Genomic DNA, 12428 nt, shown 5'->3' with positions numbered 1-12428 from the left:
AGGTGGCTTTTTCTTTGTGGCGGAATGGCAGAGTGGTGATGCATGGGATTGCAAATCTCAATACCCTAGTTCGATTCTAGGTTTCCACCTCCATAAACTATTTTTTAAATTAGTTGTCTGAAAGATTTTTACCCAACTTTTCAAGCTTGTCACCGCTATAGAGGCACCAATGCTTGATTTCTTCGGTCAGTTTTTCTAGGTCTTTTAACTTTAGAGCTTTGAAATCTGCCAGCCCTATCTCCCCAGTCTCCATAAGCTTATTAGCTATTTCTTTTAGTTTCATATTTGTCTTTTTAGTCCTATAGGTGACCTTAGGGTTCTCATCCTACATTTTGCTGTCATGCAAGATTCATTAAGCAGGTGCATACTAACTAAGTAGTAACCCTAATATTTCAACCAAAGGAGTCTTTAATGACACGATTATTGAGACTCATAAATCAAGTCTTTAGTAACCCAACCAAAGGTAGTGATTTAGAGCAGTACATCAACAGCCGCGACCCTTATAGCCATCAGCAAGTAGAGCAACTTACTCGTGACTTTCTGTATCACTACACCATATCAAGGGGGCTATAAATCATGATAAAACTACAACGCTTGGTTATTAAAGCAGCTTTGGCGTGGACTGAGGCTCGAAAAGCCTATGCCAGCCGCTATGTAAAACACCGCCTCGGATCATGATCTTAATGAAGGTGAACGCCAAATGAAGCTTACCGTATTTCGTTACAAAGTCTGGGATCATCAAGCTGATGATCATGTCCATGTTGCTCCTTACTATGCCATTCACGAATATATCGAGCATTTAGAGGGTGCAACAGTGATTGAAGATGATTCTCTAGAAGTAGAAGAATCTGATCTTGATGCTCATGGACGAATTGCTGTAAGAGATGATTCTTAGTCTATATCTTACCCCATAAGAACTAAAACTGTCCTGACAACTTTTTATATCTGACTGGCATCTTTGTAAATATTTTGATGTCCTTTATCTAGCAACTGAAAGTAGCTATCAATAAATTCATGATGTTGCTCAACTATTGCGTTATAGATCATCAGATTAGCTTGTCCTAGAGTTTGGGTTGTAATAGTCATGGTGCCCATGAATTCTTTAGGCTTAATATGATCTACCGCATCTACTACCCTGTCAGTAACCCGCTCATTGGCGTCTTGCATTAACTCAATTAATTCTTCGTGTAATTTTTTATGATTTTCAAAGGAATTACTCGTTACAGTCCAAATTGGCATCATCAAACCATAAAAACCTTCAAGAGTTTTAATGGGGCTCATTTGACCTGATGATTGCTCGGATCCGCTTAGGTGGTTTAAGGTCATGATTAGTCTCCTGATGTAGTTGCTTGGGAAGATGGCATTGTCACTTCATGGTGCTTTTCTTTGGTACTTAAACACACCACGGCTCGTTTTTCTACCGAGATATCCTGCAGCCACGAGCTCTCTTAAAAGTGGTGCAGGGCGGTACTTGGAATCATTAAAGCTATTAAAGTAAGTTTCCATGATCGCCAAGCAAGTATCCAATCCAATCAGATCGGCCAATGCTAAGGGGCCAATCGGTTGATTACAACCCAATTTCATACCTACATCGATATCTTCTGGAGAGGCAACACCCTCGCTTAATACAAAGAAGGCCTCATTAATCATTGGCAATAGAATACGATTCACAACGAAGCCCGGCGCATTCTTCACGGTAATAGGATGTTTATCAATTTCACGGGCAAATGCAATCACGCTATCTCGGGTCATGGGGCTGGTTTGCAAACCACAGATCACTTCAACCAAACTCATCAGCGGTACTGGGTTGAAGAAATGCATACCAATAAAACGTTCTGGGTTGGAATTCAAGGTTGCCAATTTAGTAATCGACAATGACGATGTGTTGGTAGCAATAATCGTCTCTTTTGAAACTAGCTCATCTACATCATGTAGGATCTTTTCTTTCAAAGATTGATTTTCAGTAGCTGCTTCAAGCACTAAATCTAAGTTCACTAATTTCTGGTATTCAGTACTCACTGCGATTCGCTTCATTGCCTGCGCAAGATCATCTTCAGAGAGCGTACCTTTTTTAACCATGCGCTCTAAACTATGCGTGATCGTATCGATACCTCGCTCAAGCACTGAATCGTTGATGTCAATCATAGTCACTTCCAAACCATGAGTAGCACATACCTGAGCAATACCATTGCCCATAATTCCCGCGCCGATAACACCGATTGATTTTATTGGCATGACTTTAAGACCTAACTAGTTAAACTACCCGATAAAACCATTTCACAAACGGTCGGGGAGATCATTAATGACGCAGCGGTGGCTTTGATCACTGTTTCAACAGCGACTCCCGGAGCAGTTTCCTTTAGTAAGAGGCCGACTGGAGTCACCTCAATAAATGCAAGGTTGGTCACGATCTGACTCACAGGACGAATCGAGGTTAAAGGCCAAGTGCACTCGGGAACAATCTTAGACGCGCCATCTTTAGCAGTGTGTTGCATGGCGACAATAACTTGTTTTGCGCCTGTAACCAAATCCATCGCTCCACCCATGCCGGGAGCAAGTACCCCTGGAATCATCCAATTAGCCAATAAACCCTTGGCATCGACTTGTAGACCACCCAAAACCGTAATGTCTAAATGCCCACCGCGTATTAGACCAAATGACATCACACTGTCAATGCGTGTAGCCCCTGGTATGGCGGTAACATAACCACCACCCGCATCGGTTAAGTCATCGTCCTCCATACCTTCTGGAGGCCTCGCATCCAAGCCAATCAAACCATTTTCTGATTGCAAAAATACATTAAGTCCTGTTGAAATATAATTTGCCACCATTGTAGGTAATCCAATACCCAAATTGACTAACATCCCTTCGCGTAACTCTAGTGCTACTCGGCGGGCAATGATTTCTTGTGCATTCATGATTTATCAGATCCGTTCAACTGCAATGAGCTCATCAACAATGGCTCCGGGGGTTGTTATATCATTTGGCGTAATCATCCCCACTGGTAATATTTCATTCGCTTCTGCAAAAACTTTTTTAGCCGCCATAGCCATCACCGGATTAAAATTAGTTGCTGTGAGTTGGTATCTGAGATTGCCGAAGTAATCTGCTTGATGTGCATGTATTAAGGCAAAATCGGCAAACAGGGGCAACTCTAATAACCAAGTCTCATTATCAATCATCACGGTAGATTTATTTTCTGCAGCGAGTGTACCGAGACCCGTTTTGACTAAAGCCCCTCCCAAACCATAACCGGCACAACGAATTCGTTCTGCTAACGAACCTTGCGGTACCAATTCAACTTGGATTTCACCAGCAAACATCTTTTTTTGCGTCTCTGGGTTTAAGCCAATATGGCTGGTGATTACCCGTGAAACCTGCCCGCTAGAGATCAATTTTCCAATACCAACACCTGGCATGGCAGTGTCATTTGCGATTACAGTAAGGTTTGCCTGACCGGATTTTACTAGGGCATTAATCATGCGATGTGGGCTACCAACACCCATAAATCCACCAATCATCAAGGTTGAGCCCGGCAAAATACAGTCAACGATTTCATCTACGTGTTTAGCAATTTTCATTTTGAATTAAGCATCCACAGAGCACGTGAGCAGCGCAGTTGATAGATTATGTGTATGTTTAGCAATCATTAATTCTTCGTTGGTAGCAATCCTCAAACAAATTATCTTAGACGATGTAGTTGAGAGAATCGCTGCATCTCCAAGATTCGCTCGTTCATCAACTTCAACCCCGACCCATTGCAGTCCTTGCATCACTTGGCCGCGAATGAAGATAGAGTTCTCCCCAATACCACCGGTAAATATCACTACACCTAGCCCCTGCATTACAGCCGCTAAACTCAAGATTTCCTGCTGGACATGTTGTACAAAATAGCTAATAGCCTCCTTAGCTTCAATGGCACTAGAGGCTTCAAGTGTCCGCATATCATTTGATAAGCCACCCGAAAGACCTTTTAGTCCAGATTCCTTGTAGAGTAAATCAGAAATCCCTTGAGCATCCCATTGTTTATATTGCATTAAATAGAGCAGCACCCCAGGGTCAACTTGACCGGATCGTGACCCCATGGGAATACCATCCAAAGGAGAAAACCCCATAGTGGTTGCTACTGCATGGCCATGCTCAATTGCACACAAAGATGCACCATTACCAAGATGGGCTACTACGGTTTTCTTGCCAAAATAAGCGGGTAAGTATTGCTGCACATAACTATTGATGTACTCATATGACAAACCATGAAAACCATAACGCCTGACACCTTCCTCATAAAAAGCACGTGGCAAGGCATAGGTATCATTGATAAAAGATTGACTTCGATGAAAAGCGGTATCAAAACAAGCAATCTGTGGAACATCGCCAAACACCTCTCGAGCAGCTTTAATACCAGCGATATTATGAGGTTCGTGCAAGGGAGCGAGTGCATAAAATGATTCGAGCTCGTGGATTACGGCATCATTGATTAGCACAGGCTCAAAATATTTAGGGCCCCCATGAACAACGCGATGGCCCACAGCCAGAATTTGTATATGGGATAAATCATGATGCAGCCAATCCAAAATAATTTTTAGGGCCGCACTATGATCCTGTGGTGCTAATTCAAGAGGCCAAGTGATTGCCTCTTGAATACGCTGATCAGGGCTTTTTACTTTAAAGCTAGCATGCGAGCCAATACCATCAATTTGACCCTTCACCAGCTCAGATAAATCAGAATCATCAAATACTGCAAATTTAATTGAGGATGAACCTGAATTGATCACCAAAATCGCTGGAATGCGGTTTGTATCCAATTGAGTACTCATACAGATCTAATGCGCAAAGACAGAAGTGCCATTTTGACGATAGGCGTCATATAGCAAGGCTAGCGCACAAGAAGCCATGCGCGCATGTTCACTGTCAGCACGGCTGGTGATCATCACAGGTACCTTGGCACCTAAGACCAAACCAGCGGGTTGGGCATGCGAAATAAATGTAAGTTGTTTTACCAACATATTGCCTGCTTCCAAATTGGGTACTATTAGTACTTGAGCTTTACCAGCAACTGGTGAGCTAATATGTTTGGTCTGGGCAGCATTCAGATCAATTGCATTGTCCATAGCCAAGGGGCCATCTACTAAGCCGCCAAGAATCTGGCCACGATCAGCCATCTTTGCCAAAATAGCAGCATCCATCGAAGAGGGGATATTATGGTTCACTGTTTCTACAGCTGACAGGATAGCCACATGCGGTAGGGCAATACCACAAGCACAAGCCAGGTCAATAGCATTTTGGGGAAATGTCAACCTTGGTAGCTAAATCTGGTGCAATATTAATTGCAGCATCACTAATAAATAATGGGTAACTTAGAGTCGGTACATTTAATACAAAGACATGCGAAATCCGTTGCGCACCACGTAAACCACCATCCTTTTTAACCACTTGTGAGAGCAATTCATCTGAATGTACATTACCCTTCATAATCGCTTTGACTCTATTCTGATGGACTAAAGCGACTGCAGTTGCAGCAGCCAATTTATGATCGGCAATATCTATGATTTCGATTTCACGAATATCTGCATTAGCTTCGTTCGCAGCTGCCTCAATGGCCTCACGTGAACCAAGCAAAATTGGCAGAATGAGTCCTGCAAGCATAGCCATCAATGCTCCGCCAAGGGATTTAGCATCATCAGGGCAAACCACCGCTGTTGGCATAGGGGGAAGATTTTGTGCTGCTTTAATGATGCGCTCAAAATGGTTATGCTCCCCTAAGAGCAAACCAGGTAATTGGTCTGGCAAGAGAGTAATTTTTTCTAGTGGAGCATCGACCTCTGCAATTCCCGTGGCAATTATCTCGCCCTTACTAGTACTTACCTCAGTTGCAAATAAGGCTTTGGGTGACTCCAACTTTTCGATGAGTTTGACATAGATCTTAAGCTGATCCCCAATTTGTGCATGCCCAACAAAATCAAGGCTTTGTTTACGATGGGAGGTTCCGGGGCCTGGCAAGATATTACCTAAAACACTGGATATCAACGCACCTATCCACATTGATGGTGCCACTATTCCAGCTGCCCCCTCTTGGCTCCCTTCTTGGGCCACATCTAGATGTGGCATGTGGTTTGGATTTAAATTTCCCGAAGCATGTGCGAAGAGATATAAATCTCTTGCCGTTATAGTGTGATCAATTGAGGCCTCATCTCCTATCTGAAGCTCAGACCAAAGATGATTATGTAAGTCATAGCCAGGGATATTCATGACAGGAGTATTTCAAATTGGCCATATTCTTTTAAAGCAGCCGCATGCATTTTCTCTCTCGGACCAGCAATCTCCATCACTAAATCTAAAGCGGCCTGACGACTCTCAGGAGTTTTGAGCAGTAAAGGTAAAGTAGCTATTGCATTGACTTGGTCGAAATCAACAATCAAAGATTGCTGATGTAAGATTTTTTTAATCTCCTGATCACTCAAATCGGGAAATAAATCTTGGCGTTTTAGTACCTGTAGCTCACGCTCAAGACGGGTGCGTCTCACATAACCGCGGGCTTTATTCAGAAGATGCAACATACGTACGCAAGCTTCAGCTAAGCCACCTTGCTCAATGTTAGCCAAGGCTGCCTGAATTTCTGGCATTTTCATGACGTCAATCTCAGAATGAAGGGGGTGTTCTTCCGCAGTCGGATGGAATACCGCTCTTGAGATTGGTGATGTATACATTGCAAAAAAGCAACTCTCTGCCCAGGCATCTCGTACATCACGATACAAGTTCAGTTGCATTTCAAAAATCTCTGCACCAATTTTTTCAGCAATGAGGAATGGATTTGATGGGTTAAGTTTAACCCTATCTTGACTTGCTTGATTGCTTAAGGAATCGAGCATCGGCATGAAAGGGTTTTTATCCGAAAATACAAATCGTTGCGTGCGCAATGGGTGTAAATTACGCATCATTTGGGCTGATTCATTTGTGGTTAAAGCCTTTACTAATGGGCGCCCCACTCTCTGATAAGCCTCAGAGTTAATTTTTGACATACGCGCCACCTCAGCGAATAAAGGCTCTTCTTCGCGGTTATGATCTAAATGTAAAATGTCATCAATACTTCTTGGCTCAAAGCGAATGTGGACGCGCTCTGCATCATCTTCAAGAATCATTTCATAAAGCCCTGGCGAGAGTGCTTCAATTGCACGCACTGTGTCAGTAATGGCTTCATGTTCACGGCCCGCAATTTTGCTTGAAACAAATATGCCTAAATGTCCAATAGAATCATGCAGCATATAGACAATTCGATGCCCACGTGCTTTGATTTCTTCGGCACTAGAATACAAATCTGGAATCCAATACAAAGCTTGCTGAGGTGGAGTGATATTGTCTCCATGTGACGCAAAAACAATAATTGGCGATTCAATTTTTTTTAAGTCAACTCGTTCACCATCTAAAATTGCTTCGCCACTAGCCAGCTTATTGCCAATAAATAAATTCTCTACAATCCAACGAATTTCTGCTTCAGTCATAAAACAAAAACCACCCCACCAGCGCTCAAACTCAATGAATCGCTCAGCTTCTGTATCGACATGAGCATATAAGTTGTAGTATTTTTTGAAGAAACTATTAGCTGGATTTAGAGATTCAAAATTTTGCACCAACGCGGCGCCGTCAAACAAACCATTTCCCAAATCAGCCATCAGTAACGCAGGCAGAGAGCCGCCTCTTAATCCACCGGTGTAGCGCATCGGATTTTCTCCGACCTTACCGGCCCAGTAAGACATTGGTGACCCATTCAAAACAATCGGACCTACTAATCTAGGGGCCTTTGCAGCTACCAACATTGCAGCCCACCCTCCTTGACAATTACCTACCAAGATAGGTTTGGGTGAATGCGGGTGTTCCTCTGCAATCTTTCCTAGGAAAAATATTTCAGCACCACGAACATGTGCAATAGTTTGACTGGGCTCTGGCATTGGTCGAAAAGCGCAGAAGTAGACTTGATGACCATCATCAAAAGCATCGCCCACTTGACTATCCGGTTTAAAGCCACCAATTCCTGCGCCATGTCCAGCACGTGGATCGATAATCAATACTGGGGCACGCTCAGGGTCAATGACTACCCCTGCTGGAGGCGTAATCTTCAGTAGCAAATAATTTACTGGAGGGTTAAGATCTTTACCGTCCACAACGACGTCATACTGAAAATCTAATACTGGTGGCATCCCAGAATCAATATGGTCGGTATATACATTCCCTCTTTTGCGCAGAGCATCAAATACTAACGCCTGGCGTTGGACTGAATCTCGGACATAAGCAGTGTACATTTGCAGCCAGTCACTCAAAGTGGCAGTCTTTAAAACCTGCGTATCTTGATTAGCGCACTCAATAAGATGCTCAATTTTTTTAGAGTCTCGACGAATTGTCTTAGAAAGTTTTTGGATATGCAATGCGGATAAATCTGAAACAGTTCTGGCTGCTTCTGAGCTTTGCTTGATTGCGTCCTGCGAAGTGTTGACTAACTTTTCTAACCGTTTGCCTGCTGATTTAATAAAGTTAAATTCATTTGGATCGTTCAGCATAGCTAGCTCCAATTTTCAGATTCATTTAATAAGGAGGAATGATCCTATGTGGTAATTGTGACAAAAAGATTAATATTATTTGACCAATTGATGACAAACATCCGAGCTCTAGCTTTAGTACAGTAAGGCAATTCTTGTTCTAGTTCATCTACAGATCGAAACGCATATGGATAATCAGCTTAGAGCCTTAAATTCATCTTTTATTAAAAACTGGCCACTACTTCGCGAGGGGCAGGTCATTGGTCAATATGAAATTCGCCCAATCTCACTAAATGATCGGACTGGAGTATTAGATTTATTTGAACACTTATCGACTAAAAGTCGTTACTTTCGTTATGCACATGCAATGTCGACATTGCCCGAAGCTTTGCTCAACGAAATCATCCATGCCAATAAGGAAGGTGACTTTGCTCTAGTTGCTATAGTAATGAATTCAGACGACACCCAAACACTAGCTGGAATTGCCCGCTTTATTCAAGATTCTAATGGACTGGAAGCAGAGTTTTCACTTTCAGTGAGCGATGATCACCATCACGAGGGTATTGGCTCTCATTTAATGCGGGCTATTCTTGACTGCGCACGACTAAATGGTTTAGCTGGAATTTATGGTCATATAAATAAAAAAAATGAGGATATGCTTTTCTTAATGCGTCACCTTGGGTATACACTGCGAACCTCAGAGGATGACTATCAATTTTATATTGCACGCCATTCAACTACCGGTGGTTAACATTAGCCTGAGCCGCCTTTCTTTCTTGACAAATTAACGCAATCTTTGAGTTAGAGCGCGTGTTTATCAGTGTACGGCAGTATTTATTTCGGACCTTGTCCGTACCTAATCAAATCGCCAGGTAATTCCAGTATCTAAACGCGTTGAATTAGGCCCATTACCAACCAATACTAGTCCTGTATTTTGCGCACTACGCATCATTGAGATCCCAAAGTCAACACTTTCAGATAAGCCAATAATTGCTGCAACCATGCCATAGATAGTTGACTGTTGTTCAGTCGCCGGTGGATTGGTTTTTACACCAAAGTCGAGAGCAAGACGAAAGCCATCCATGACATTCCATATGGGGGCAACCGAAGCAGTATAGATATTTAATCTTAAAGGACTTGTACTACCCCCATTTAAATAGTTTACGTTATAGGGACTTCGAATATAACCAACATTGACATGAGTCTCCAAAGACTTATTTAAATAATAAGAGGTAATGAATGTAGCGCCGTAATTGAATGCTGCTTGTCCAAAACCAACAACTTGCTGCTGCTTTGCAACGGGAAATTGTAAGATGGGTTTTATTGCGCAGTTCCAACTATCGCCCTCTTCACCCCAAAAACGCCACTTTGCATTAAGAGTGTAATTGCTAATCGGCGAGTAATCACTTGCTCGTGGGGAAGCGTTATATTGCGTTCCAATGGCAATCTCTATATTCTTGGTTATCCCTCGAGTGTAAGTAAAAGGAAATACATTAGTTGAGCCTGGCCCCAAAAATTCTGTGCCCGGGCTTGATATGTCTTGACCTGGTCCTGTAGGCTGGTTAACCTTATTAATTGAGTAAAAATACATTTCAATCTGATTGCCATCCTTCTTAACCGTTCCAGCATCATCAGTATTTAAGGGTTCAAATGCCTGAGCCCCACCCATTAAAAAAAGAGTTGTAAAAGCTAAAGTAAGATTTATTAGATTAGGCACAGTAGATTTATCGCTAAAAAGGATTACCTTTTAAACTAAATTCTCGCAGAGCTTGAAATATCAGCTCTTATAAAATCTAGATTAACCAGTTTGAAAATCATGCTGAAAATCACTAATTAGAAATTCTCCCGATAGGGCTCCAAAAATAATTGAACTATTAATGAGGCTCCCATCCAACTATTTTCAGCTATCAACTTATCTGATTAGTGATGGTAAAACTGTGAGAAAGCGATCGTATAAAAATATGATTCATTGCTTAATAAAAATTTCTCTTAAAACAGGCGATGAAGCTAGTTTATCTTTTGAATGGAAATTTTGTAGTAAATCGCGATAATTGTTTTCTAATTTTTTAGTCACTTGATCCCATGAAATTTCTAGCGTTATTTGCCTTGCATGGGCTCTCAAATTGTCTAAATCAACATCCTCTTTTATTAGCGCAAGGCCTGCTGCAAGGAATGAGTTGGCCTCATTTGGACTAGCTAAAAATCCATTAGTACCATGATCTATAAATTGCCTAACTGCCGCATAGTCATATGCCAAAACGGCCAGTATACGCCTAAAGTTTTTGATCTAGATCATAAAAAAGTATGCAAGTTCCCATTTCTTATTGCGCCTAAACCAACTCTTGTCGACAGAAGTCTCGCAATACTTGCACACCACAATCTACAAGTAGTTCATTGCTCCAAGCTTGTGCCATATATCTATTAGGGTCTAGCGGTGATATTTACTACACACCGACTACACATTAAGAAAAATGACCTAGCGTTCTCACGCTAAGTCATTGATTTTGTTGGTGGGCCCACCAGGACTTGAACCTGGGGCCAAAGGATTCCGGTTTGTGTAGCTTTCACTACTCCCTGGACTATGCCTTCATCATATCGATTGCTCGACTTAGCTGGATGCCGTCTTGTTTCTACCCTAAATGCTTTTAGCAGCCTTAATCATTTTTTTAACCTCTAAGCTCTCATTAATAGGGTGAATGGTAATTTGCGGATTTTGTTTAATAAAAACACGAAACACTTCGTCCGCAAATGCCTGACCAATTGATTCAACACCTTTAAAATCTAATAGTACAGTCTTAAAACGATCAACACGATTTAAAATTCTTTTCGCCTGCGAACGCGAAATAAGTTGCCCACCTTCATATAGAGCCAACTTCACTGGAACAACGGTTTTATTAAACGCGTAATCTTCATCTTCCGTACCGCTAAAACTATCAAATACCGTACGTAGTACTCTTTCTGAATTAAGCGCTATTTTCATGACAACCCTGGTTCCTTGATGACTGTTTTCGTTATGAAGTAAAAAATCTATTCCCGAACCATCAGCATGCGTAAAGACTAAATCACCAGAGAAAATAAAGAATTCATCGAAAGCACGGGATGAGAAAAAGATTCCTTGCCCAGTATGATTTCGTGGATCGGTAGTGAGCTTTCCTTTGCTCAACTCCAAAATAGACTCGCGTGGATCATGTAACTTCAATAATCTAGCAATATGGTTAAAAATTCCCTCGCCATTATCAACAATTGATATTGAAACAAAATCAGGCGTTCTTTCTACATGAATATAGACCTCAGTACCTTCTGAATGATCAATGGCATTGTTTAGCATTTCAGTAAAACCGTAATGGCAAATATTGGAAATTTCTTTAGGCAAGCCATTAAATATTTCACTAAAGTCACGTGAATAAACTTCAGACTCCTCCAGCCCACTTAATTTAAATAGGCCATCATGAAATCGTTTTATGCCTAACTGATATACACGCGCCTTCGTGCTGCCGCTGGAAGCTAAAAATCCATCCTTAACTAACGCTGCAAAATGAGCATGGATAGCCTGCCTTGTAAGGCCAAACCTTTCCATTGCGGCATGAGCTAAATCGAGTTGATTGGCTTTAATGCCATCTACCAAGAACTGACGTATTTCTTGGGAGCGCTTTGTATTGGCAAATTTCATATCTATTTTTGTAAAGTTTTGTGAAATTATTGTAAAGTTTTGTGAAATTATTGTAAAGTTTTTGGTCAAGGATTGACAAGAAACCCTGAATAAATAGTACTTATATGCGCTCTGAGGCCCTTTTAACCCTATTCACCGCTAAATCAAGTCGAGTCTCTTTGGTAGTAGAGCATATCCACTTGTTATCTACCTTATAGCGACATTGCCATACGGCACTATGCTCGCGT

Annotated in this window: 15 protein-coding genes and 1 tRNA gene; 4 read left to right on the top strand and 12 right to left on the bottom strand. The window is 41.7% G+C overall.

Annotated elements, in window-relative coordinates; translation table 11 throughout:
* The first annotated feature begins 18 nt into the window (after nt 1-18).
* A tRNA-Cys gene (locus ABWP14_RS11000) sits at nt 19-93 on the top strand.
* Nucleotides 94-109: 16 nt separating this feature from the next.
* Here the strand turns inward: ABWP14_RS11000 and ABWP14_RS10995 are convergent.
* Nucleotides 110-283: a hypothetical protein gene (locus ABWP14_RS10995; RefSeq protein WP_353203017.1), complete on the bottom strand. Its 174-nt coding sequence runs from the start codon at nt 281-283 to the stop codon at nt 110-112.
* Nucleotides 284-411: 128 nt separating this feature from the next.
* Here ABWP14_RS10995 and ABWP14_RS10990 point away from each other — a divergent pair, with 128 nt between their 5' ends.
* Nucleotides 412-573: a hypothetical protein gene (locus tag ABWP14_RS10990; RefSeq protein ID WP_353203016.1), complete on the top strand. Its 162-nt coding sequence runs from the start codon at nt 412-414 to the stop codon at nt 571-573.
* Nucleotides 574-700: 127 nt separating this feature from the next.
* Nucleotides 701-895: a hypothetical protein gene (locus ABWP14_RS10985; protein WP_353203015.1), complete on the top strand. Its 195-nt coding sequence runs from the start codon at nt 701-703 to the stop codon at nt 893-895.
* Nucleotides 896-939: 44 nt separating this feature from the next.
* Here ABWP14_RS10985 and ABWP14_RS10980 read toward each other — a convergent pair whose 3' ends face one another.
* From ABWP14_RS10980 to ABWP14_RS10945, 8 genes are read right to left on the bottom strand one after another with little or no spacing between them, the layout of a single operon-like run.
* Nucleotides 940-1326: a hypothetical protein gene (locus ABWP14_RS10980; RefSeq protein WP_353203014.1), complete on the bottom strand. Its 387-nt coding sequence runs from the start codon at nt 1324-1326 to the stop codon at nt 940-942.
* Between the two features lie 45 nt (nt 1327-1371).
* Complete coding sequence (locus ABWP14_RS10975) at nt 1372-2235, bottom strand: 3-hydroxybutyryl-CoA dehydrogenase (protein WP_353203013.1); 864 nt, start codon at nt 2233-2235, stop codon at nt 1372-1374.
* An 11-nt stretch (nt 2236-2246) separates the two neighbouring features.
* Complete coding sequence (locus ABWP14_RS10970) at nt 2247-2918, bottom strand: 3-oxoacid CoA-transferase subunit B (protein ID WP_353203012.1); 672 nt, start codon at nt 2916-2918, stop codon at nt 2247-2249.
* A 6-nt stretch (nt 2919-2924) separates the two neighbouring features.
* Nucleotides 2925-3581, bottom strand: coding sequence for a CoA transferase subunit A (locus ABWP14_RS10965; protein WP_353203011.1), 657 nt, complete (start codon nt 3579-3581; stop codon nt 2925-2927).
* Between the two features lie 6 nt (nt 3582-3587).
* A complete protein-coding gene (locus ABWP14_RS10960) occupies nt 3588-4817 on the bottom strand; it encodes an acetate/propionate family kinase (protein WP_353203010.1) in 1230 nt (409 codons plus the stop codon).
* Between the two features lie 6 nt (nt 4818-4823).
* Nucleotides 4824-5297 (bottom strand): phosphate acyltransferase, encoded by a 474-nt coding sequence (locus tag ABWP14_RS10955; RefSeq protein ID WP_353203009.1) that lies wholly within the window; start codon nt 5295-5297, stop codon nt 4824-4826.
* On the bottom strand, nt 5272-6249 hold the full coding sequence (locus ABWP14_RS10950; protein ID WP_353203008.1) for a bifunctional enoyl-CoA hydratase/phosphate acetyltransferase: 978 nt from the start codon (nt 6247-6249) through the stop codon (nt 5272-5274). Before ABWP14_RS10950 ends, ABWP14_RS10955 begins: the two co-directional genes overlap by 26 nt.
* Nucleotides 6246-8552 carry a DUF3141 domain-containing protein gene (locus tag ABWP14_RS10945; protein ID WP_353203007.1) on the bottom strand — a complete coding sequence of 769 codons (2307 nt, stop codon included), beginning with the start codon at nt 8550-8552 and terminating at the stop codon, nt 6246-6248. The genes ABWP14_RS10950 and ABWP14_RS10945 overlap by 4 nt, the downstream gene beginning before the upstream one ends.
* Nucleotides 8553-8718: 166 nt before the next feature.
* Here ABWP14_RS10945 and ABWP14_RS10940 point away from each other — a divergent pair, with 166 nt between their 5' ends.
* Nucleotides 8719-9282, top strand: a complete 564-nt coding sequence (locus tag ABWP14_RS10940) for a GNAT family N-acetyltransferase (protein ID WP_353203006.1) — start codon at nt 8719-8721, stop codon at nt 9280-9282.
* Nucleotides 9283-9387: 105 nt separating this feature from the next.
* Here ABWP14_RS10940 and ABWP14_RS10935 read toward each other — a convergent pair whose 3' ends face one another.
* The 3 genes from ABWP14_RS10935 to ABWP14_RS10925 all read right to left on the bottom strand — a co-directional run bounded on the left by ABWP14_RS10935 (nt 9388) and on the right by ABWP14_RS10925 (nt 12201).
* Nucleotides 9388-10248 (bottom strand): hypothetical protein, encoded by an 861-nt coding sequence (locus ABWP14_RS10935; RefSeq protein ID WP_353203005.1) that lies wholly within the window; start codon nt 10246-10248, stop codon nt 9388-9390.
* A gap of 249 nt (nt 10249-10497) precedes the next feature.
* On the bottom strand, nt 10498-10788 hold the full coding sequence (locus ABWP14_RS10930) for a hypothetical protein (protein WP_353203004.1): 291 nt from the start codon (nt 10786-10788) through the stop codon (nt 10498-10500).
* 378 nt (nt 10789-11166) lie between these two features.
* Entirely contained in the window at nt 11167-12201 is a 1035-nt protein-coding gene (locus ABWP14_RS10925) for an STAS-like domain-containing protein (RefSeq protein ID WP_353203003.1), read from the bottom strand.
* Nucleotides 12202-12428: the final 227 nt, after the last annotated feature.

The organism is Polynucleobacter sp., from assembly GCF_040400325.1.
Classification (GTDB): Bacteria; Pseudomonadota; Gammaproteobacteria; order Burkholderiales; family Burkholderiaceae; genus Polynucleobacter.
The sequence above is the reverse complement of the archived record's forward strand: the minus strand, read 5'-3'. Positions and strand labels throughout refer to the sequence as shown.